Here is a 21,933-nt window from a genome sequence, read left to right on the forward strand (position 1 = left end):
GATGGCTCGAAATCCCGCTGCGCAGACCGCCTTCGGCCCGATGGTGTTGGCGGCCGTGGAGCAAAACGAACCACCTGGCCGCCGCCTGGTGGACGACGACCTCGCGGACTTGTTCTTGCCCAGACCATTGCGATGGCTGGCCGGTGCAACCCGGTCGGCGGTGTTGCGTCGTTTACTCATTAGCGCCTCGGAGTGGTCCGGCCGCGGGTTATGGGCCAATCTGGCCTGCCGTAAACGCTTCATCGGAGACAAACTCGACGAAGCGCTCGGCGACATCGACGCGGTTGTCATCCTCGGAGCCGGATTGGACACCCGTGCCTACCGGTTGACGCGACGAGTGCGGATGCCGGTATTCGAGGTCGACCTGCCGGTCAACATCGCCCGCAAGGCCAAGACGGTCCGACGGGTGCTCGGTGAACTGCCGCTGTCGGTTCGCTTGGTTGCATTGGATTTCGAGCATGACGACCTGCTCACCGCTCTGGCCGAGCACGGCTACCGTACCGAGTACCGGGTGTTCTTCGTCTGCGAAGGTGTGACCCAATACCTCACCGAGCGGGCCGTCCGGCGGACCTTGGAGGGCCTACGCGCGGCCGCACCGGGCAGTCGAATGGTATTCACCTACGTCCGCCGGGACTTCATTGACGGCACCAACCGTTACGGTACCCGGACGCTATACCACACGGTTCGCCAGCGACGTCAACTGTGGCACTTCGGCTTAGATCCCGAGGAAGTAGCCGGGTTTCTCGCCGACTACGGTTGGCGGCTGACCGAGCAGGCCGGGCCGGAGGAGCTTGTCCAGCGCTACGTCGAGCCCACCGGCCGCAACCTCAACGCATCACAAATCGAGTGGTCTGCCTACGCCGAGAAGAGTGAGCCGGTTACACCTCGATGACCGTCGGCACAATCATCGGCTGGCGGCGATAGGTTTCCCCCACCCACTTGCCGACCGTGCGGCGCACCCCTTGAGCGATCCGGATCGGATCGGTGACGTTGGCGGCCACCAACGATTCCAGCTCTGCCTCCACCTTGCGCACGGCGGGTTCGAGCGCCTTGGGATCTTCGGAGAAACCCCGCGAGTGTAGATGTGGCGCAGCCAACGGCTGGCCGGTGCCACGTCTGACCACGACGGTCACCGCGACAAAGCCCGACGACAAAATGAGCCGCTCGCCCAGGGTGATATCGCCGACGTCGCCGGCGATCAAGCCGTCGACGAACATCTTGCCCACCGGCACCGCACCGGAGATACTGGCTTTGCCGGCAACCAGGTCGACGCTGACACCGTTCTCGGCCAACAGAATTGACTCTTGCGGTACGCCGGTACTGGCGGCCAGCTTGGCATTGGCGCGCAGCATCCGCCAGGTTCCGTGCACCGGCATCACGTTGCGCGGCCGCACCCCGTTGTAGAGGAACAGCAGCTCACCGGCGTACGCGTGGCCGGAAACATGCACCCTTGCTTGGGCGTTGGTGACGACTCTGGCGCCGATCTTGGACAGTGCATCGATGACTCCGAAGACCGCCTCCTCGTTGCCGGGGATCAGCGACGACGACAACACGATGAGATCACCAGCAGTCAACGTGATGCTGCGATGCTCCCCACGCGACATTCGCGACAACGCCGACATCGGCTCGCCTTGGGTGCCGGTGGTGATCAACACAACTTGGTCGGGCGCCATCGTTTCGGCGGCGGCGATGTCGATGAGATCGGAATCAGCCACTCGTAGGAAGCCCAGTTGCCTTGCGACGCGCATGTTGCGCACCATCGATCGGCCGACGAACGACACTCGCCGGCCCAATGCCACTGCGGCATCGATGATCTGCTGTACCCGATCCACGTTGGAGGCGAAACACGCAACTATCACCCGTCCGTCGGCACCCCGGATGAGCCGGTGCAGCGTTGGGCCCACTTCGCTTTCCGATGGCCCGACACCGGGGATCTCGGCGTTCGTCGAGTCGCACAGCAACAGGTCCACGCCGGTGTCGCCGAGCCGCGACATGCCCGGTAGATCGGTGGGACGGCCGTCCGGTGGCAATTGGTCGAACTTGATGTCGCCGGTGTGCAGGATGGTTCCCGCGCCGGTATACACCGCGATGGCCAACGCGTCCGGAGTGGAATGGTTGACGGCGAAGTACTCGCACTCAAACACGCCGTGCCGGGTGCTCTGGCCCTCGCGGACCTCGACGAACACCGGTGTTATGCGGTACTCACGACATTTCTCTGCAACCAGAGCCAAGGTGAACTTCGAGCCGACGACCGGGATGTCGGGTCGCAGCTTGAGCAGAAACGGAATCGCCCCGATGTGGTCCTCGTGCCCGTGGGTCAACACCAGCGCCTCGATGTCGTCAAGCCGGTCTTCGACATGGCGCATGTCCGGCAGGATCAGATCGACACCGGGCTCGTCGTGGCCAGGAAACAACACACCGCAGTCGATAATCAACAGTCGGCCCAGGTGTTCGAAAACCGTCATGTTGCGGCCGATTTCGTTGATGCCGCCCAGCGCGGTGACCCGCAACCCGCCGGAGGTCAGGGGACCTGGCGGGGGAAGGTCTACATCCACTTCTGGGCCACCCTTTGGCTCACCTTTAGATCACCGAAGCACCGAGGCCGCGCGCATGTCGGCGGCCAACGCGTCGATCTGCTCCGGTGTCGCGGCCACCTGGGGCAGCCGGGGATCACCGACGTCGATGCCCTGCAGCCGCAAGCCCGCCTTGGACAACGTCACCCCACCCAGGCGGCTCATCGCGTTGCACAGCGGGGCGACCGCAATGTTGATCTTGCGGGCGGTGGCGATATCCCCAGAACCGAAGGCGGACAACAACTCTCGAAGCTGCCCGGCTGCCAGGTGGGCAATCACGCTGATGAAGCCCGTGGCGCCCATGGCCAGCCAGGGCAGGTTGAGCGCGTCGTCGCCGGAATAGTAGGCCAGTCCGGTGTCGGCCATGATTTGGGCGCCGCTGTGCAGGTCGGCTTTGGCGTCCTTGACTCCGACGATGTTCGGATGCGACGCCAACGCGCGGATCGTGTCGGGCTCGATCGGCACCGCCGACCGCCCCGGGATGTCATAGAGCAGCATCGGCAGCTCGGTCGCGTCGGCGACGGCGGTGAAATGGGCTTGCAGCCCCCGCTGCGGCGGCTTGGAATAGTAGGGCGTGACCACCAGCAGCCCGTGCGCACCCTCGGCCGCACAAGCCTTGGCCAGCCGGATGCTGTGCGCGGTGTCATAGGTGCCGGCACCGGCGATAACACGGGCCCGGTCCCCCACCGCTTCCAAGACGGCCCGCAGCAGCTCGATTTTCTCCCCGTCGGTGGTGGTCGGCGACTCGCCGGTGGTGCCCGAGACCACCAGACCGTCGCACCCCTGATCGACCAGGTGGTTGGCCAGCCGCGCCGCGGTGGCGGTGTCCAGGGAGCCATCGCCGCTAAACGGTGTCACCATCGCGGTCAGCAGGGTTCCTAGGCGCGCTGCGACGTCGAATCCGACGGTGGTCACGGCTCCCAAGGTTACCTGGCGCTTTATCCCGGCCGCGAGCGCGCGTGTTTGTCCAGCGACACGCCGCCTCAGGCTTCGGTCGCCAACGGGCTGGTCGCCACCTCGGTGCCGTCGGCCAGGGTGGTCACCTCGAAGTCGGCGAACACCGCGGGGGCCACGGCGGCGAGCTGGCGCAGGCATTCGATGGCCAGTCGCCGGATTTCCACGTCGGCGTGCTCGCTGGCCCGCATTGCGATGAAGTGCCGCCAGGCCCGGTAGTTGCCGGTCACCACGATGCGGGTTTCGGTGGCGTTGGGCAGCACCGCGCGGGCGGCTTGGCGGGCCTGCTTGCGGCGCAGGATCGCGTTGGGTTGGTCGGCGAACTTGGCTTCCAGCTTGGCCAGCAGCTCGCTGTAGGTGGCGCGGGCGGCGTCGGCGGCCTCGGTCAGGATGTGGCGCAGGTCGGCGTCGTCCTCCATGCCGGGCGGCACGACGACCCGCGAGTCCTTCTCGGGTACGTAGCGCTGGGAGAGCTGCGAGTAGGAGAAATGCCGGTGGCGGATCAGCTCGTGGGTGCACGATCGCGAGATCCCGGTGATGTAGAACGACACGCTGGCATGCTCTAGCACCGAGAAATGTCCGACGTCGATGATGTGCCGGAGGTAGCCGGCGTTGGTGGCGGTCTTGGGATTGGGCTTGGACCAGCTCTGATAGCAGGCCCGGCCGGCGAACTCGACCAGCGCGGGTCCGCCGTCGGCGTCGGTGGTCCAGGGCACGTCGGGTGGGGCCAAGAAGTCGGTCTTGGCGATCAGTTGCACGCGCAGCGGCGCGGTCTCGGCCACGGCGCTCACCTTAGCGCCGGCCGCAACTAGACGAACTCGGTGTGGCAGGTCAGCCCGGGCTCCCGGCGCAGACGCGGGTCCGCGGTCAGCAGGGGGATGTCGAGGTGACTGGCCAGTGCCACGTAGAGGGCGTCGTAAAACGTGAAGTTGTGCCGCAGGGTCCACGCCCGTCGAGCGTCCGCGTTGGCGCTGGCTCCCAGAGTTGAACCCCACCAAATCTGTTGCCTGAAGAAGCCGATCTACCTAACGGGGATCGTTGCCCTTGAAGTCGCGAACAAATAGGCAAGTGTCCAGCGGCCAGATCGGACCCGCAACGAAAGTTGCGGTACCAATCGCCGCACCGCTCCTGCCGATGGCTACACCGGGACCATCGTACGCAGCTGTGTCATGCATACCGGTCACCCCGAATGACCCGATAACAGGTACCGTTCCAGATCCCCGCGACGCCGCAGGAAGATCATGTCCTCGCTGCAGCTCAAGGACTTCCCCGAACCGCAAGGTTTTCCATCCATCACTCATCTAAGCCGCCCCAGTTGCTCCCGCACGACCCTTTCCAGCCGCGCCGACTCATCGAACGCCTCCAGCAACGCCTTCGACAACCGGGCCATCTTCTCGTCGATCGGCTCTCCGTCGTCCTCGACCGCGGGCGTACCCACATACCGCCCCGGCGTGAGCGCATAGTCGGTCGCCTTGATCTCCGCCAACGTCGCCGACTTACAGAACCCCGGAACATCCTCGTACATAATCCCTTTGACGGCAGCCGACTTCGACCCGCGCCACGCGTGGAAGGTATCCCCGATGCGGACGATCTCCTCGTTGGTCAGCGCCCGCTCGGCCCGGTCCACTAGGTCGCCCAGTTCACGAGCGTCGATGAACAGCACCTGCCCGCACCGGTCGATAGACCCTTGCTTACCTGCCGCCTTGTCTTTGGCGAAAAACCACAGGCACACCGGGATTCCGGTGCTGCGGAACAGCTGGGTGGGTAACGCGACCATGCAGGAAACCAAATCCGCCTCCACGATCTGCGCGCGAATATCCCCCTCGCCGTTGGAGTTCGACGACATCGACCCGTTGGCCATCACCACGCCCGCCCGACCTCCCGGCGCCAACTTGTACAGGATGTGCTGAATCCATGCGTAGTTGGCGTTATTGGCGGGCGGAACACCGAAGCGCCAGCGTGGGTCTTCCTCGTTGCGGGCCCAGTCTTTGATGTTGAACGGCAGATTGGCCATCACGTAGTCCATCTGCACGTCCGGGTGCTGGTCGCGGGCGAAGGTATCACTCCATCGGGCGCCGAGCCCCTTGTTGTCGATGCCGTGGATGGCGAGGTTCATCTTCGCCATCCGCCAGGTCTCCTCAATGCTTTCCTGGCCATAGATCGAGACATCCTTCGGATCGCCGTCGTGTTCGTAGATGAACTTCTCGGTCTGCACAAACATGCCTCCGGAACCGCAGCACGGGTCATACACCCGCCCACTCGACGGCTCCAGCACCTCCACGATCACCTTGACCACGCTGGGCGGGGTAAAGAACTCGCCACCCCGCTTCCCTTCCGCGCGAGCGAAATTGCCGAGGAAGTATTCGTAGACCTCACCCATCAGATCCCGGGCGCGGTGCTCGCCCTGCCGGCTGAAGCGCGCACTGTTAAATAGGTCGATCAGCTCACCGAGCCGGCGCTGGTCGATGTTGTCCTTGTTATACAGCCTCGGCAGCGTCCCACCGAGTGTTGGATTGGCCTTCATTACCGCGTCCATCGCCTCGTCGATCAGCTGACCGATGTTCTTCGCCGGCTCACCACCAACGGCTGGCTTGCCTTTTGTGTTCTCTGCCAAGAACTTCCAGCGCGCACTCACCGGCACGACGAATACGCCGTAACCCTGGTACTGCTCGGGATCGTCGATCAGGTCTTCTATCTGAGACTCCTCCATTCCTTCGGCCGCCAACTCGGCACGGATTGCCTCGCGCCGTTCGTCATACGCGTCGGACACGTACTTAAGGAACACCAGGCCGAGGATCACGTCCTTGTATTGGCTGGCCGACAGCGACCCGCGCAGCTTGTCGGCGGCCTTCCAGAGCGTGTCTTTGAGCTCCTTCATCGTCGACGGCGCCTGCGGCGCCTGCTTCTTCCTGGGCGGCATTCCCGTTTCCTTCCTATCGATGCGCCGCGGCGATGCCGGGCGTGGTGGGCCAGCTCCTCGACAACACGAAGGTCGCATCGGGCGAATCACGCTGTCCCTGGGGCCACCACCCATTCCACGGGTTGCCGTGTGATGGCGGCGATGCGTTCGAAGTCTTGGTCGTAGTGCATGACGGGTATGCCGTGATGCTCGGCGACCGCCGCAATGATCAAGTCCGGGATCTTGACCGAGCGGTGAAATCCCTTGTCGGTCAATGCTTCTTGGATCTCCCATGCACGAACCCACACGGTGTCGGGGGTGTTGACGTATTCGAGCGCGTCACGCCGGTAGGTGCCCAGTGTTCGATGGTCCTCGCGGGAACGCGCCGAGACTCCGAACTCGAGATCGGTAATGCCGCACCGGGCCAGTAGACCGCGTTCCATCAACGGTTCCAAGCGATGTCGGACCGCGGGCAAGTGCGCGCGGTAAGCCGCTGATTTGTCGAGCAAATAGCGCGTGGTCATGCCGTGTTCTCTGGGTGGCCGTCTCGCCACATTGCGTTGACCAGAGCTTCGTCCTGGGTTCCGGTGGCGTTCTCGGCCATCCGGTTCATGAGCGAGCGCGCGGCACTGGCTCGCAACGCGGCCCGCAGCGCGGCATGCACGGTGTCTTTCTTTGTCGTGGTACCCAGTTCCTTGGCGGCCCGAGCGAGCAGGTCGTCATCGATGTCGATCATGGTGCGCGTCACACCCGGAGAGCATACTACTAATGCATATCCGCGATGCATATAACGGATGTATCTCAGGCGGGGCTCAGGTGCACGCGGGCCGGATATCGGTATGCGTGAAGTCATCGCCACGAAACAGCAGCGGCTCCCCGGTGACCTGGGCCAGGGCGTAGCTGTAGGTGTCGCCGAGGTTGAGACGGGCCGGATGGCCGCTGCCGCGGCCGTAGTCGCGATACGCCTGCGCGGCCACGCGGGCTTGGTCGGCGTCGACGGCTTCGACCTGGATTCCGTAGTCGTCCAGCAAACGGTCCACCAATCGAGAGATCTCCGGCCGGTCCCGCCGCTGCATGATCGCGCACAGTTCGACGTAGTTGGGCGCGGACATTCGGGAGTTCGGTGACCGCTCCAGCGCCTCCTTGAGCACCTGCGCGCCCGATTCCCCGCTCACGATGGCGACGATGGCCGACGTATCGACGATCACCGGGGCAGACCGCTGTCATCGTAGAGGTCGACCTCGTGTCGCCGAATCAGGCGCTTGTCGTCGTCGCTGAGCAGCTTGTCGAGGTCGCGCAGGGTCTGTTCGGCGGCGGCGCGCCGGGCCTCCGCGCGTGCCCTGTCCTCGCGGTCCAACTCCGAGAGGCGGCGCGCGACGGCGTCCTCGACAGCAGCCGTCTGGTTGGTGCCGGTGCGTGCGGCCAGTTCCCGCACCAGCGCCACGGTGCGCTGGCTCTTGATATTGAGGCTCATGGTAGAAGGCTACCGGCCAGCGGGTAGACCATCTATCCCGGACATCAACAGCGGAAGCAGCGCATCGCGGCAGGATGCCAGGCGTGCGGATTCAATCCGCCGCTCGTTGCACAGCGCACCCAGGTTCGCGATTGCGGCCGCGTGTCCGGGAGTCAACCGGCGCACATCGCGCACCCAAACCCGCAACAGCTGGGTCGGTTGGATTCGTTGCCGGCTTCCCGTCATGCCCCCGACTAACTGCCGCAGTTCTGCCAGGACATCGGGTTGTCGCAGCGCCGCCCACAGGGCCGAAGTGTCGACGCCGACTGGCCGCAGCACGACGAACTCCGTACTCGCCAGCGCCATTTCCGACGGGAGGCTGGTGATGTTCCAGATTCGCGGGATTCTTGGATTCAGTTTCGGGAACAACACACACGGCTGCGACACGACGAGCTTTGCGCTCCTGATCGTTCGCCCACCGACGCGACTGGGCTGGGCGCCGCCGTCGAATGCCGCGAAACTGTAATGGGCGACGGTGCTATCGAAGTGCTGCGCATCAAGACATGCGGTTGACCTGCTCGCCAGGCTCGACAACGGCACGTATGCAGAGAGCCGCCCGACGATCGCAAGCATCAACGCCTCGGCGGCTTCGATGACACGGTCGTTGGCGGCGATCTTGTCGTCGAAGGCGCCTAGGATCTCGCCGATTCGAGGGCGGTCGGGCGCGGCGACGGCCGATACCGAAACGTTCCGCAGAACACCCTGACTCAGCAGGGGCTGTCCCGATCCGGCCCGATATCGGTTGAGCCCGAAACCCAGTAGCGCGTAATACCAATATCGGGTTTCCTCGGGCTTCTTGGCCCGACACGCCAGCGCGTTGTCGGTCACCCACACGTCGGAATCGCAATAGCGCAGGCTACCGCAGTACGAGCCGACGCGGCCGACGACGATCAGCGGGCCACGCGCGTTGTGTTGGGCGGAATATCCGATAACCCCGTTTGCACCATAGACGGGATAGCGGCCGCCGGGCTCGCTCGCTGGCGACGTATGGCCAGACGTATGGCCATTCGAGAAGTCGAGATGGTCCCCTAGCCTTACCTTTTCGACTTTCTCGACGCGGCTCATCCGTTAGTCCGCTTGGTGGCCGCGCACAGTTCCCCAGCCAGATCACCCCGGGTGGACACGGCGATCCCCCCCAATCCCAGCCACGACGCCATCGACGCCAGCTCGCCGGCCAACCCCTCGGCAACCGTGACCGGCGGTATGTCGAGTTCGCCAAGCACGCCCGCCACGGGCAAGCTGTCCGCGGCGCGGTCGGTTTTGCGGTCCACCCGCGCAACCGGGTGTCCGTCAAGGGGCCGCACGTAATACAAGTGCCGGCGTTTGGCCGCCACTGCCGCCGAATCCAGCTGCCGCACTTGGATTCGCGAGATCAGCCGCTTGCGGTCGGCACCGGCGATCGGGCCGGCCGACCCGGGTTCGGCGACGCCTCCTACGACGACGGCCGCCCGGCGGTCCCACGCAGCAGTCGCGGCGCTCATGAGCGCGCGCCGCGACGATGCAGTGGGGGTACCACCCGCTTGCGGGGGACGAAGCGATGAGGAGAAGCGGCGCTCATGAGCGGTGGTAGCTGTACAACCGGTACCGCAACCCGGACCGGCTGAAGCGCCACTCCCCCGTCTCGCCCCGCCATGTCTCGTCCAGCACGGGGGCCAGCGCGTCACCGGCTTCGCGCGGCAGGCCGATGTCGACCTCGGTAACCTCACATCTGGTCGCGTACGGCAGCGCCAGCGCATAGACTTGTCCGCCTCCGATCACCCACGTCTCCGGGCTGGTCAGCGCCTCCTCGAGTGAACCGACAACCTCAGCCCCGCTGGCCATAAAGTCAGCTTGGCGGCTCAGTACGACATTTCGCCGGCCGGGCAGCGGCCGGACTTTAGCCGGCAGCGAATCCCATGTGCGCCGGCCCATCACGATCGTGTGCCCCATGGTGATCTCCCGGAAATGCGCCTGGTCCTCGGGCAAGCGCCAGGGGATGTCGCCGCCGCGGCCGATGACACCCGATGTCGCTTGAGCCCAGATCAGCCCCACCATCGTCACACGCGTCACTCCTTGATTCCGGCTTGAAGGCTGTCCGAGCCGACTTCATTGTCGTCGGCGCGCCTCATACCGCGACTGGAGCTTTGATCGCCGGATGCGGATCGTAGTTCTTCACAACGATGTCTTCATAGGTGTACTCGAAGATTGAATCCCGGTCGGCTAGAAGTAGTTTCGGATATGGCCGCGGCTCGCGGCTGAGCTGCAGCCGTACTTGCTCGACGTGATTGTCGTAGATGTGGCAGTCGCCACCGGTCCAGATGAACTCGCCGACCGACAAGCCGGCCTGGGCGGCCATCATGTGGGTGAGCAACGCATAGCTGGCGATGTTGAACGGCACACCCAGAAACAGGTCGGCGCTGCGTTGGTAGAGCTGACAGCTCAGCCGGCCATCGGCGACGTAGAACTGGAAGAACGCATGACAGGGCGGCAGCGCCATCCGCTCGATTTCGCCGACGTTCCAGGCCGACACGATGATGCGCCGGGAATCGGGATCGGTGCGCAGCAAATCCAGCGCCGCGCTGATCTGGTCGATGTGCTCACCGGATGGAGCCGGCCACGATCGCCATTGTACACCGTAGATCGGCCCGAGTTCGCCTGTATCACTTGCCCATTCGTCCCAGATGGTGACTCCGTGCTCGTGCAGCCAACCGATATTGGAATCGCCGCGCAAAAACCACAGCAGCTCGTAGGCTACCGATTTGAAATGGACTTTCTTGGTAGTGAGCAGCGGGAAACCGGCCGACAAATCATAGCGCATCTGCTGGCCGAACAGGCTGCGGGTTCCGGTGCCGGTGCGGTCGGATTTGGGCGTACCCGTTTCGAGCACGAAGCGCAGCAGGTCCTCGTATGGCGTCACGATTGACACGCGGTCAGCCTAGCGGCGATCGCAAGCGCGGCGAAGCCGCCGCAGCGACTCGCCGCCAAACAAACCCAGCGGGCGATCGCAAGCGCGGCGAAGCCGGGCACAGCGAGTCGACGGGAATACACCCAGATCCGCGCCACAGGAGTACAACGGAGGCCATGCCGAAAACCACCGACACCGCCGCTACTCCTGACGGCACCTGCGCCGTGCGTCTGTTCACTCCCGATGGTCCGGGCCGCTGGCCCGGTGTGGTGATGTTTCCTGACGCCGGCGGCGTTCGGGACACCTTCGACCGGATGGCCGCCAAGCTAGCCGGATTCGGTTACGTGGTTCTGCTTCCCGACGTGTACTACCGCGAAGGCGACTGGGCTCCATTCGATATGAAGACCGCGTTCGGCGATCCGCAAGAACGCGCACGGATCATGTTTATGATTGGCACCCTAACGCCCGACCGGGTAACCCGTGATGCCGATGCGCTTCTCAACTACCTGGCCAGCCGCCCGGAGGTGATCGGGGACCGCTTCGGTGTCTGCGGCTACTGCATGGGCGGGCGAATGTCGGTGGTGGTGGCCGGCCGCCTGCCGGATCGTGTCGCCGCCGCGGCAGCTTTCCACCCCGGCGGTTTGGTGGCCAACAGCCCGGACAGCCCGCACTTGCTGGCCGACCGGATCAGCGCCACCGTCTACATCGGCGGCGCGGAGAACGACCCGTCGTTCACCGCCGACCACGCCGAGAAACTCGACAAAGCGTTCAGCGCGGCCGGCGTGCCGCACCGCATCGAGTGCTACCCGGCCGCCCACGGGTTCGCGGTCCCGGACAATCCGTCTTATGACGCCGCAGCCGACGAACGCCATTGGGCAGCAATGACAGAGACCTTCGGCGCAGCGCTCAACTAGCCCCGCCAAGCAGACGCAGAATCGCATTAATCGCGCCCGGTTTGTGCGATTCTGCGTCTGCTTGGCAGCACCTCAGGCGCCGCGACGTCGATCCCGATGATGATTCAGCCGACGCCGGTCCGCGGTGCGCCCCGCGAGCTACGCGTCGAGTTGCGTCCGCGGCAGTGCGTGGACGCACTTTCCACGGGGCAAAGGCGCCCCTACACCGGCGCGGTCAATGCTCAGTGCTGGGTGCGGCCCGGAATCCCAGCGCGTTGCCGAGCAGTAGACCGCCGTCGATGATCATGGTTTCGCCGGTGATCCAGCTTGCGGCATCCGAAACCAGGAACGCGACCGCGCTCGCTATGTCGGCCGGCTCCCCGATTCGTCCGAGCGCAATGGTCGCCGCCAACGGATCCTCGTGGTCCTTCCACAGCGCCTCGGCAAGCCTGGTGCGAACCACCCCGGGACAGATCGCATTCACCCGGATGCGCGGTGAAAGCTCCAGCGCCAGCTGCTTGGTGACGTGGATCAGCGCGGCTTTGGTCGCGTTGTACATGCCCATGGCCGGGGACTGGTGCATCCCGCCGATGGAGGCGGTGTTGACCACCGCGCCGCCGTGCTCGCCCATCCACGCCGTCACGACGAGCGAGGTCCACATCAGCGGTGCCCACAGGTTGACGTCGAAGATCTTGGCGAAGCGGGCGTGGTCCTGCTCGAGCAGCGGACCGTAAGCCGGGTTGGTTCCGGCGTTGTTGATCAGGATGTCAACGCTGCCGAAGCGCTCGAGGGTGAGGTCCACACAACGCCGGGCGGCATCCTCGTCGACCGCGTGTGCACCAACGCCCAGGGCGCGGTCGCCGACCTGTGCAGCAGCCTCGTCGGCAGCTTCCTGCCTGCGTGCGGTGAGCACCACATGGGCGCCGGCAGCTGCCAGCTGTTGGGCGATGGCAAGCCCGATGCCTCGCGATGCGCCAGTAATTATGGCGGTGCGGCCGGTCAGATCCAGTGAGGTCATTTGGCTTGCCTTCGGTTGCTGTGGTGGCCGGACTCCGCCGGCGGGGAGCGTCGGTAGCGCCCCCGCACCGTATGCGACAAGAATGCTAGCGAAATCAAACCCCACGAAACCACCGGTAGTGGTGGTGCTATCGCGATTGCCGTAGCCTGCACAACCTCACGCCAGACTTGAGCCACTGCGACCATCTGCGGCGTGTCGCGTGCGTGGTTTAAGTGTCGCGAACGGCGAGGCCTTACAGCCTCATGATTCCGAATGATTCCGAACGGTATCCGGCTTGAACGTGCCCCAGCTGTGGCGGATTCTGACATTTCTCGGCCAGCCCGGCCACGGGCACCCTCGTAACCAACCATTTCGCCGCTAGCGAGCCCGGCGGGGGCGGCTGCGACGCCATGGCTCCGGCGGCTTGATTGACGGTCCGGGCGGCGTCGGTTGCGGCCCCACCGTCGGTTGCCGCACCGGCCACGCCTGGCGGGTCGCTGTGCGGGACATAGCCGGCCGGCCCGGTCGATGGGCCACAGGCCAATCAGACGACGACCTGTTTGGGCATGACGATGGGCTTGAACCCGTACCGAGGCCCGGCATAGGCACCGGCTCCTTTGGCCGCCCCAGAAATCCCCGCCATACCCGGCATTGCGGCGACTGGCCCGGCTTCCTCGGGGACCGCCCAGCCCGAGCCCTCCAGTGCCGTGGTACCAGACGTCATGGCCGGAGCAGCGGTCGACCAACCGGCCGGGACCGACAGGCCACCGACCGAGGACGCCTCGCCCAGACTCGCCGTCAGCGAGGCCCCACCAACGCCCACTGGCGTCACCGTGTGCGCCAAACCAGCTGCTGCCGCGGCAGCTGGAACGGCATCGGCGGCTGCGGTCACGGTTGCCGGGTTTAGGGCAGCAAAGGCGTGTCCGAGGAATACCGCGTTGGGGATGGTGGCCATGACGAACCAGGCGGTGGTGTTGACCGCGCCGTTGATCGCGTTCTGAACAAACGTGATACCGAGCAGCTCCTCAATGTCCTGAATGATTCCGCCTAATCCCGCCGCGTCGGCCGCCGATGTCAGGGGCGAAGCGAACCCCATTACCGCGTTCGGCAGGTTGCTGATCAGCGATCCCAGCCCCACCTGTTGGACCGTGCTGGCGGCAGCGGCATGGCTGACCGCGGCGGCCTGACCGGCCAGCCCGGCCATGTTGGCGGTCTGGGAGGGCGTGATCAACGGGTTCAACCTCCCCGCCGCCGCCGAGGAGGCCGCGTAACCGTACATCGCCAGTGCGTCTTGAGCCCACATTTCGCCGTAGTGAGCCTCGGTCGCCATGATCGCCGGTGTGTTTTGACCCAGGACGTTGGTCGCCACCAGTGCCGCGAGCAGAGCCCTGTTGGCAGCGACCTCCGCCGGCGGAACCGTCATGGCGAACGCCGCCTCAAAGGCGGCCGCCGACGCCATGGCCTGTGCAGCCGCATGGGCCGCCGATTCAGCGGTGTAGGTCAACCAGGCCAAATAAGGCTGGGCAGCAACGACCATCGACATCGACGCCGGACCCAGCCACTGTTCGGTAGTCAACTGCATGATCACCGACTCGACGGACGATGCTGTAGTGCTCAACTCGACGGCCAGGCCGTTCCACGTCGCCCCGGCGGCCATCAGGGGTGCTGCGCCGGCACCGGCGTACATTCGTGTGGAGTTGATTTCCGGGGGTAAAGCTCCAAAATCCATTTTCCCTATCCCTCTATTGATCTCTATTGATCGAAATTCGCTACTTCTCAAGTGCGGGCAACCGCGTCGAGGCCGCCCCCTATACCGCCGGCTTGGGCACGACGATGGGTTTGGCGCCGTAGCGTGGCGCACCGAAGCCCGCGCTGCTGCGCGTCGCCGAGGCCAACCCCGGCATCCCGGGAATGACCGTCCCCGCGGCACCATGCGGTGCCGCGGTGGTCCAGCCAGCGCCCTGCAGTGTGCTGGTGCTCGATACCAGGTTGGCCTGTCCCGCCCAGCTGGGCGGCACCGACAATGCGCCGATTGACGACGCCCGACTAAGGCCGGCGGCTAGCGGAGCCGCACCCAGACCGGCCGCGATCGGCGCCTCGCCGACGGCCGCCTCCGCCGCCCCCAGCTCCGATAGGCCCGCGCCCTCCAAGCCCTCCTCGAGGGCGGCTTCCTCGGCAGCCGGAAGAAGACCACCGCTGGCCAGCCCTAGCAAGTCCGACGCGGCGGAGGCCCAGTTCCCAGCCCCAATGTTGAAGATATTGGCAATATCTGAAATCCAGGAGGGCACCTTCCCGGGCGTGGAACCCAAGATGCTCGCGATACCCGACAACGGCGAAGCGGCCGCGGATGAGTTGGCGGCCTCGGTGGCCGCATAGGTGCCAGCGCTGACCCCCAGGGTCTTCACAAACAGGTCGTATACCGCAGCTGCTTCAGCACTGACCTGCTGGTAGAGAGTGCCGTACGCGGTGAACAACGGCGCCTGTAGCACTGATATCTCATCAGCGGCGGCGGGAATCACGCCCGTGGTGGTCGGGGCGGCCGCGGCCGCGTTCTGGGCGACCATCGCCGAGCCGATGGTCTCGAGCTTGCCGGCCGCAGCCGCCAACTCTTCAGGCTGTGTCGTCAGGAATGACATCGATTGCTCCTCATATGACTAAGCCAGCAGGGCTAGAAACCTGTGAATTATCTGATCAGTCCCTGCCGAATAGCTGATCAGGTCCTGTGTTTAGATAAGGCTAACGATCCACACCTCCGCAAGCCCGATCAAAAGGCGCAAGCGCAGAATTCATTTACGGCTTATTTACGCCGGCACCGGCAGTCTTAACACGATCCTTTTGAGCGTGGCACCTGACCGCTCGCCGCAGCAGCGAAATGAAACACGCGCCGCGGGAGGGTTAGCGCAATGTGGCCGCGGCGGCGCGCTGGTCGGCCGCGTGCGCTTGTCTCGGTGTCTCCAGATCAGAAGAGGCCGTGCTTGGGCATAACAATCGGCTTGACTCCGTACCGTGGTCCGGAGTCGGCACCAACACTGTTGGCGGCTACGACCATTCCAGGGGCAGGCGGCATCACTGCGATCGGGCCGTCCTCCTCGGGAACTGCCCAGCCTGTGCCATCCAAGGCCGCGCCGGCTGCCGTCGCCGGCGCTGCAGTAGACCAGCTTGCCGGCACCGACAGGCGACCAACCACGGACGCATTGCCCAAATCGGCGGTCAGCGCTGTTCCGCCGACGCCCGCTGGGGCAACCGCGTGTGCCACCGCGGCTGCCGCGCCGCCACCTGGAGCGGCTCCGCCAACGGTTCCCATAGCATCGGCAAGAAGCGTCATATTGCCAATGGCGGCCGTGGCAAAGTCTGCCACGCCACCCAGGCCGTGAAACGCGGATTCTACGAACAGCGGAACATCGAGATTGAGGAACTGCCTGACCGCCTCCAACCCGGTATCGGCCGCGGACATCACCGGGGAGGCGAAGCTCAGGACAGCGTCGGCGACGTCGCTGATCAGGTGGCTCAGACCCACCTGGCGCGCGAAAGCGGATGCGCCGGCTTGGCCAACAGCGGCGGCTTGGTGTGCGAGCCCGGCCGGATTGGTGATGTGCGACGGCCTGGTCAGCGGGTTCAGTCTTGCGGCGACCGCGGATGCGGCCGCATAGCCGTACATGGCCGAAGCGTCTTGGGCCCACATTTCGCCATAGCGTGCCTCGGTAGCCGCGATGGCCGACACGTTTTGCCCAAGGATGTTGGTCGCTGTCAGTTCAGCCAACAGGGCTCTGTTGGCAACCACCTCGGCCGGGGGCACTGTCAGCGCAAACGCCGTTTCAAAGGCGGCCGCAGACGCCATGGCCTGTGCCGCCGCGAGCGCCGAGGATTCAGCGGTGCAGGTCAACCAGACCAAATAGGGCTGCACCGCGGCGGCCATCGACAACGATGCGGGACCCATCCAGTGCTCGGTGCTCAGCCGCGTGATGACCGACCCGACGGAGGACGCAGCTGTGCTCACCTCGACAGCTATGCCGTTCCACGCAGCCGCAGCCGCCAGCAGGTCTGCCGCGCCCGCGCCGCCATACATGCGCGCAGAATTGACCTCCGGAGGTAGAGCTCCAAAATCCACTGAGGCGTTCCGTTTCTGGTCGAGTGCAGTGGTGGCCGGTGCTCCGTCTGAGGCAGCCATTATTCCATCAAGGTCAGCGCCAGCGTAGGCACCACGCTCGCCACGGCGTCGATGGCGCCCAAATCATCCCATTAACTGCGCAGCGACGGTTGCTCCGAGGTTCCAGCACGCCTCGATATCGGCCTTGCTCGGCTTGCCCATCACCACTACAGTCTCAGCGGCTTGCACCCAACCCAGGCCGGTTGTGATGGCGTCGACGGCTCGCTCGGCTCCCTCGGTGCCCTCGTTGCCGTGAATGTACGCGCCGAACGAACGCCCACGGGTGGTGTCCAGGCAGAGGTAATAGCAGACATCGAAGGCATGCTTGAGAGCACCACTGATGTACCCCAGATTGGCTGGGGTACCCAGCAGATAGCCGTCAGCCTCCAGCATCTCGATCGGCGAAACCGTCAGGGCGGGTCGTCTCACCACCTCGACGCCCTCAATCTCGGGATCGGTCGCGCCGGACACCACCGCCTCAAACATCTCCTGCATGTGCGGAGACGGCGTGTGGTGCACGATCAGCAAGCGCCGCACCGCAGGACCCTGTCACTAAAAGTGGGGTAATCGACCAAAGCGTGCAGAAGCGCTCCGGACAGGTAGCCCAAGGCCGGCAACGTGGTCATCTGGCCCCCGGCCTAGCGCGCCCCTCTAGCTGTAGGGCCGTCTTCATCGCTTCCCGCGCGCGGCGCCGATCCCCCGCGTAGTCGTAGGCGCGCGCCAGTCGGTACCAGCGGCGCCAGTCGTCGGCGTCGTCTTCGAGCTCGGTGCGCACGGCAGCGAACAACGCATCGGCCGCGTCTCGCTGAATGCGGCCAGAAGCCCGGCGGGGCAGCGCGCTGGCGTCGATGTCCAGTCCGTCTTCGGCGATCAGACGGGCCAGCCGCTGATACGCGAATCCGGCCCGCAGCGTGGCAATCATGGCCCACAGCCCAATGACCGGCAGGATCAGCAGCGCCAGCCCCAGCCCGGCAGCCGCGGCGCGGCCCGAACCGATCATTGCGACGGCGACACGCCCGAGCATAACCAGGTACGCCACCATCGCCACGCACATGAACGCGATTATCAACTGGACATACAGGGTGCGCCTGGTCATCACAGTGTCGGTCAGTGCAGATCGAGTAGGGGCTCAAGACCTACGGTGAGACCAGGGCGTTCGGCGATGCGGCGCACCGCCAACAGCACACCGGGCACAAACGATGTGCGATCGAGGCTATCGTGGCGGATGGTCAGAGTCTCCCCCTCGGTCCCGAACAGCACCTCCTGGTGGGCGACCAGTCCGGCCAGCCGCACCGCGTGCACCGGTATGCCGTCGACGTCGGCACCACGCGCGCCCGGCAGGCTGGTACTGGTGGCATCGGGATTGGGCGGCAAGCCTTTTCGGGCCTCGGCGATCAGCTTCGCGGTACGCGCGGCCGTGCCTGACGGCGCGTCAGCCTTGTGCGGATGATGCAGCTCAATGACCTCGGCCGAGTCGAAAAACCGTGCGGCCTGCTTGGCGAAATGCATGGACAGCACCGCTCCGATCGCGAAGTTTGGCGCTATCAACACCGATGTGTTGGGTTTTGCGACGAGCCACGATTCGACTTGTTGAAACCGCTCGGCGGTGAACCCCGTGGTACCGACCACGGCGTGAATTCCGTTGTCGATGAGGAACTCCAGATTGCCCATCACCACGTCCGGGTGGGTGAAGTCGATGACGACCTCGGTGTTACCGTCCGTTAGCAGGCTCAGCGGATCGCCGGCATCCAGCTCGGCGGATAGGGTCAGGTCGTCGGCGGCCGCCACCGCCCGCACCATCGTCGCTCCGACCTTGCCTTTGGCTCCAAGGACGCCTACCCGCATGGCCTTCACCCTAGACCGGGCCGTCCTCGAGGCCAACGACCGCGGCTGCACCAAACCCGGCGTGCGCCGTGAGGCGCTTGTTGATCGAGTGGAGGTGAAAGACCTGCACGGTAGTTCTGTCGCAGCTGTCTGAACCACCCCATCGGCAGATTCCGTGAAGAGCCAGATACGGTGAAAGTCGCACGTCCGGTTCGAAGGGCGGCCACGGGAAACGGACCCGCAGCAACGCGGGCACCGCACCCATGGTCGACCCAACTGCCACGCACCCGGTGACCGGTGCGAAGTCCACCATATCGACCAGTGGGCAACCGGCACATCCCACCACAGGTTGGTCGGAAACGGCTGGTGCACAACGAAGCTCCCCAACGGCCAAACCGCAGGGATCCCGCCACCCCACCTCGACCGCGGTGCCCACACCAAACAACTACGCGCTGACCGCCGCGACTGCGCCCACGACCTATCTAGGCTTTAATGATCCGAGGCGTCAGCAGCGAAGGTGCTCATGTGAAACCCAGCAATATCAGGATTCGTGCAGCCAAACCGATCGATTTCCCGAAGGTGGCGGCGATGCACTATCCGGTTTGGCGACAATCCTGGACCGGAATCCTCGACCCGTACCTACTCGACATGATCGGTTCGCCGAAGCTGTGGGTCGAGGAGTCTTACCCGCAAAGCCTGAAACGCGGCGGCTGGAGTATGTGGATCGCCGAGTCTGGCGGTCAGCCAATAGGTATGACGATGTTCGGGCCCGACATTGCTCATCCTGATCGCATTCAAATCGACGCTTTGTATGTAGCCGAGAACAGTCAACGTCACGGCATTGGCGGGCGCCTCCTCAACAGGGCCCTGCACTCACATCCGTCAGCCGACATGATTTTGTGGTGCGCCGAGAAGAACAGCAAGGCACGCGGCTTCTACGAGAAGAAGGACTTTCACATTGACGGCCGCACTTTCACGTGGAAACCACTGTCAGGTGTGAACGTGCCCCATGTGGGCTACCGGCTTTATCGATCCGCCCCGCCCGGGTAAGCATCAGGCGTCGATAACCACCCGACCGCTCACGGCCCGCGACACACAGACCAGCATCTCGTTATCGCCTTCGATGATGCGGCCGCGGCGGTCGACCTGCCCGGCAAGGACTCTCACCTTGCAGGTCCCGCAGAAGCCCTGCTGGCAGGAGTATGCCGTCGTCGGGTCCCAGTCGAGCATGACGTCCAGCGCCGACCGGTTCGCCGGAACTCGGAGCACTCGCCTCGACCGTGCGAGCTCCAGCTCGAACGGAACTCCGTCGACAACCGGCGGCGGGCTGAATCGCTCGTAATGCAGCGGCGCGTCGGCGTGTTGATTGCGGGCCACGCGCACCGCTTCTAACATCCCGGGCGGCCCGCACACGTAAACGGCCGTCGTCGGCCCTGCGCCGGCCAACAGTTCATCGACAGACGCAAAACGACCGTGCTCGTCGTCGGCCCACACCGTGACCCGGCCGGGTGCCACCGCCACTACCTCGTCCAGGAACGGCATGTACTCCCGACCGCGACCGGCATAGATTGCGCGCCAGTCGATTCCGCGCTGTTCGGCGGCCCGGATCATCGGCAGGATGGGCGTCACCCCGATACCGCCGATCACGAAAAGCACGTCACGCTCGGCCAGACCGAGATGGAAGGCGTTGCGGGGACCTTCGAACTCGCACGTGTCACCTACGTCGAAGGCCTCGTGCATCTCGATCGAACCGCCGCCGCCGTCCGCGATTCTGCGAATGGCGATCCGGTAGTCCGTACGCCGTCCGGGCACACCGCACAACGAGTACTGTCGGCGCCGCCCCGAGGGCAGCTGCACGTCGATGTGCCCACCGGGCGACCAGGCCGGGAGCAATCCGCCACCGGGGTCAGCCAACGTCAACGCCACCACGTCGGGAGCGACCAGCTCGCGCTTGGTAACCACCGCGGGATTCGTGCGCCGCACCGGCTGCACCCGCGACGGTTCCCACCGCGAGGCCGCGCCCAATCCTCCCAATAACGCTCGTACACCCCACAGCGCTGTGAAGAAGCGGTCCCGGCTGCGGCGACCGTAAAGGTCGGCGGGCCTACTGGCCCAGCTGGTCTCTGGCACGGTGCGCTCCGCCATTCCTACGGATCGTCACCGATCAGTGCGACGCTCGCGCGGCGGGCGAGACGGCCAGGTAGTCCACGGCCGCCCCCAGCCCGCCCAGCTGGGACGGGTGAAAACCCGGCTTGTAGTAGTGCCCCACGACCCGAAGCAGCCGCGGCAGCCCGGGCACCAAACCACGGCGTGCGGCCTTGAAATAGTCCCGCCAGCGCGGCTTTGTCCCCGGTGGCAGGTACGGATCCACCGAATACATGAACCGCACTCCGCGAATCCACAGCAGCAACATCACCGGGGTAACGGTCAGCTGGGCACGCACCTGCCGCCAGTAACCGGCGCGCAAGTGCTTCATGGTGTCGAAGGCCACGGCTTTGTGCTCGACTTCTTCTGCACCGTGCCACCGCAGCATGTCCAGCATCACGGGGTCTGCACCGACGGCATCGAGCTGCGGGGAATTCAGGATCCACTCGCCCATGACGGCGGTGTAGTGCTCAATTGCCGCGATGAACGAAACCTGCTCTAGCAACCAGCTGTACTGTCGTCGCGGGCTCCGCCGAGGACTCTCCCCCAGCAGCTTTTCGAACAGCCACCTGATCTGGTTGGTAAACGCTGTCACGTCGACACCCTGGGCATCGAAGTGGTCAACCACGCCGGAGTGCGCCTGGGAATGCATCGCCTCCTGACCGATGAATCCTTGCACGTCCAGCCTCAGTTGATCGTCCTTGATCAGCGGCAGCGTCTTCTTGAAGACCCTGACGAAGAACTCCTCGCCGGCCGGCAGCAGCATATGCAGAACGTTGAGAACGTGGGTGGCCATCGGCTCGTTGGGCACATAGTGAAATGGCAGGTTTGTCCAGTCGAATTCGACATCTCGCGGCTCGAGGACGAGACGTTCGTGGTCGGCGGCGCGCGACTCTGACGAGTGCGGACCCGTCGCCCGGTCATCGACGCTGACCATTGCTGCCCCCTCAGAAAACGTAGCCACGGCGTTTACATAAATGCCCGACATGTCGCCCCAGTAGACATCACGTGTTGGCAAGTATAGTTGCGCGTACCCGAGGGGTGAAGAACCTGCTCGCCAGCCTGGCGCCGAATGCACCTCGACGTTCACCGCGCCTCGGCAGC

26 protein-coding genes and 1 other annotated feature are annotated in these 21,933 nt (G+C 64.9%); of the genes, 3 read left to right on the forward strand and 23 right to left on the reverse strand.

The window, feature by feature from the left end; translation table 11 throughout:
• Position 1: 1 nt before the first annotated feature.
• On the forward strand, positions 2-892 hold the full coding sequence (locus Rv2751; protein ID NP_217267.1) for a hypothetical protein: 891 nt from the start codon (positions 2-4) through the stop codon (positions 890-892).
• On the opposite strand, the gene Rv2752c is transcribed toward Rv2751, so the two are convergent.
• The 12 genes from Rv2752c to thyA form a co-directional block, all read right to left on the reverse strand.
• Complete coding sequence (locus Rv2752c) at positions 879-2,555, reverse strand: ribonuclease J (RefSeq protein NP_217268.1); 1,677 nt, start codon at positions 2,553-2,555, stop codon at positions 879-881. The genes Rv2751 and Rv2752c overlap by 14 nt on opposite strands.
• A gap of 30 nt (positions 2,556-2,585) precedes the next feature.
• Positions 2,586-3,488, reverse strand: a complete 903-nt coding sequence (dapA, locus tag Rv2753c) for a 4-hydroxy-tetrahydrodipicolinate synthase (RefSeq protein ID NP_217269.1) — start codon at positions 3,486-3,488, stop codon at positions 2,586-2,588.
• A gap of 68 nt (positions 3,489-3,556) precedes the next feature.
• Complete coding sequence (gene thyX, locus Rv2754c; protein NP_217270.1) at positions 3,557-4,309, reverse strand: thymidylate synthase ThyX; 753 nt, start codon at positions 4,307-4,309, stop codon at positions 3,557-3,559.
• A 515-nt stretch (positions 4,310-4,824) separates the two neighbouring features.
• Positions 4,825-6,447: a type I restriction/modification system DNA methylase HsdM gene (gene hsdM, locus Rv2756c; protein ID NP_217272.1), complete on the reverse strand. Its 1,623-nt coding sequence runs from the start codon at positions 6,445-6,447 to the stop codon at positions 4,825-4,827.
• Between the two features lie 86 nt (positions 6,448-6,533).
• The gene (gene vapC21, locus Rv2757c; protein ID NP_217273.1) at positions 6,534-6,950 is read right to left on the reverse strand and encodes a ribonuclease VapC21; all 417 of its coding nucleotides are present in this window, start codon (positions 6,948-6,950) and stop codon (positions 6,534-6,536) included.
• Positions 6,947-7,213: an antitoxin VapB21 gene (gene vapB21 / locus Rv2758c; RefSeq protein NP_217274.1), complete on the reverse strand. Its 267-nt coding sequence runs from the start codon at positions 7,211-7,213 to the stop codon at positions 6,947-6,949. The genes vapC21 and vapB21 overlap by 4 nt, the downstream gene beginning before the upstream one ends.
• 25 nt (positions 7,214-7,238) lie before the next feature.
• Entirely contained in the window at positions 7,239-7,634 is a 396-nt protein-coding gene (gene vapC42 / locus Rv2759c; protein ID NP_217275.1) for a ribonuclease VapC42, read from the reverse strand.
• Entirely contained in the window at positions 7,631-7,900 is a 270-nt protein-coding gene (gene vapB42 / locus Rv2760c; RefSeq protein ID NP_217276.1) for an antitoxin VapB42, read from the reverse strand. The genes vapC42 and vapB42 overlap by 4 nt, the downstream gene beginning before the upstream one ends.
• Before the next feature lie 9 nt (positions 7,901-7,909).
• Positions 7,910-9,004: a type I restriction/modification system specificity determinant HsdS gene (gene hsdS / locus Rv2761c; protein NP_217277.1), complete on the reverse strand. Its 1,095-nt coding sequence runs from the start codon at positions 9,002-9,004 to the stop codon at positions 7,910-7,912.
• Positions 9,001-9,420: a hypothetical protein gene (locus Rv2762c; RefSeq protein ID NP_217278.1), complete on the reverse strand. Its 420-nt coding sequence runs from the start codon at positions 9,418-9,420 to the stop codon at positions 9,001-9,003. Before Rv2762c ends, hsdS begins: the two co-directional genes overlap by 4 nt.
• Positions 9,419-9,476: a repeat region (51 bp Mycobacterial Interspersed Repetitive Unit,Class III), on the forward strand. (Overlaps the previous gene by 2 nt.)
• Positions 9,477-9,493: 17 nt before the next feature.
• Positions 9,494-9,973, reverse strand: a complete 480-nt coding sequence (gene dfrA, locus Rv2763c; protein ID NP_217279.1) for a dihydrofolate reductase — start codon at positions 9,971-9,973, stop codon at positions 9,494-9,496.
• A gap of 70 nt (positions 9,974-10,043) precedes the next feature.
• A complete protein-coding gene (thyA, locus tag Rv2764c; RefSeq protein ID NP_217280.1) occupies positions 10,044-10,835 on the reverse strand; it encodes a thymidylate synthase ThyA in 792 nt (263 codons plus the stop codon).
• A 164-nt stretch (positions 10,836-10,999) separates the two neighbouring features.
• On the opposite strand from thyA, the gene Rv2765 reads away from it, so the two are divergent.
• Positions 11,000-11,737 carry a hydrolase gene (locus tag Rv2765; protein NP_217281.1) on the forward strand — a complete coding sequence of 246 codons (738 nt, stop codon included), beginning with the start codon at positions 11,000-11,002 and terminating at the stop codon, positions 11,735-11,737.
• A gap of 214 nt (positions 11,738-11,951) precedes the next feature.
• Here Rv2765 and Rv2766c read toward each other — a convergent pair whose 3' ends face one another.
• The 9 genes from Rv2766c to Rv2774c form a co-directional block, all read right to left on the reverse strand.
• The gene (locus Rv2766c; RefSeq protein YP_177905.1) at positions 11,952-12,734 is read right to left on the reverse strand and encodes a short-chain type dehydrogenase/reductase; all 783 of its coding nucleotides are present in this window, start codon (positions 12,732-12,734) and stop codon (positions 11,952-11,954) included.
• Complete coding sequence (locus tag Rv2767c) at positions 12,731-13,084, reverse strand: membrane protein (protein ID NP_217283.1); 354 nt, start codon at positions 13,082-13,084, stop codon at positions 12,731-12,733. Before Rv2767c ends, Rv2766c begins: the two co-directional genes overlap by 4 nt.
• A 173-nt stretch (positions 13,085-13,257) precedes the next feature.
• Complete coding sequence (PPE43, locus tag Rv2768c; RefSeq protein YP_177906.1) at positions 13,258-14,442, reverse strand: PPE family protein PPE43; 1,185 nt, start codon at positions 14,440-14,442, stop codon at positions 13,258-13,260.
• Positions 14,443-14,521: 79 nt separating this feature from the next.
• Positions 14,522-15,349 carry a PE family protein PE27 gene (gene PE27, locus Rv2769c; protein YP_177907.1) on the reverse strand — a complete coding sequence of 276 codons (828 nt, stop codon included), beginning with the start codon at positions 15,347-15,349 and terminating at the stop codon, positions 14,522-14,524.
• Between the two features lie 323 nt (positions 15,350-15,672).
• On the reverse strand, positions 15,673-16,821 hold the full coding sequence (PPE44, locus tag Rv2770c) for a PPE family protein PPE44 (protein ID YP_177677.1): 1,149 nt from the start codon (positions 16,819-16,821) through the stop codon (positions 15,673-15,675).
• 123 nt (positions 16,822-16,944) lie between these two features.
• On the reverse strand, positions 16,945-17,397 hold the full coding sequence (locus Rv2771c; RefSeq protein NP_217287.1) for a hypothetical protein: 453 nt from the start codon (positions 17,395-17,397) through the stop codon (positions 16,945-16,947).
• 85 nt (positions 17,398-17,482) lie between these two features.
• Entirely contained in the window at positions 17,483-17,956 is a 474-nt protein-coding gene (locus tag Rv2772c; RefSeq protein NP_217288.1) for a transmembrane protein, read from the reverse strand.
• An 11-nt stretch (positions 17,957-17,967) separates the two neighbouring features.
• Positions 17,968-18,705 carry a 4-hydroxy-tetrahydrodipicolinate reductase gene (gene dapB / locus Rv2773c; RefSeq protein NP_217289.1) on the reverse strand — a complete coding sequence of 246 codons (738 nt, stop codon included), beginning with the start codon at positions 18,703-18,705 and terminating at the stop codon, positions 17,968-17,970.
• Positions 18,706-18,715: 10 nt separating this feature from the next.
• Positions 18,716-19,120 (reverse strand): hypothetical protein, encoded by a 405-nt coding sequence (locus Rv2774c; RefSeq protein ID NP_217290.1) that lies wholly within the window; start codon positions 19,118-19,120, stop codon positions 18,716-18,718.
• 152 nt (positions 19,121-19,272) lie between these two features.
• On the opposite strand from Rv2774c, the gene Rv2775 reads away from it, so the two are divergent.
• The gene (locus Rv2775; RefSeq protein ID NP_217291.3) at positions 19,273-19,734 is read left to right on the forward strand and encodes a GCN5-like N-acetyltransferase; all 462 of its coding nucleotides are present in this window, start codon (positions 19,273-19,275) and stop codon (positions 19,732-19,734) included.
• Positions 19,735-19,737: 3 nt separating this feature from the next.
• On the opposite strand, the gene Rv2776c is transcribed toward Rv2775, so the two are convergent.
• Together Rv2776c and Rv2777c are read right to left on the reverse strand one after the other, a co-directional pair.
• Positions 19,738-20,667 carry an oxidoreductase gene (locus Rv2776c; protein NP_217292.1) on the reverse strand — a complete coding sequence of 310 codons (930 nt, stop codon included), beginning with the start codon at positions 20,665-20,667 and terminating at the stop codon, positions 19,738-19,740.
• A 181-nt stretch (positions 20,668-20,848) separates the two neighbouring features.
• A complete protein-coding gene (locus tag Rv2777c; RefSeq protein ID NP_217293.1) occupies positions 20,849-21,919 on the reverse strand; it encodes a hypothetical protein in 1,071 nt (356 codons plus the stop codon).
• Between the last annotated feature and the right edge of the window lie 14 nt (positions 21,920-21,933).

The organism is Mycobacterium tuberculosis H37Rv (assembly GCF_000195955.2).
Taxonomy (GTDB): domain Bacteria; phylum Actinomycetota; class Actinomycetes; order Mycobacteriales; family Mycobacteriaceae; genus Mycobacterium; species Mycobacterium tuberculosis.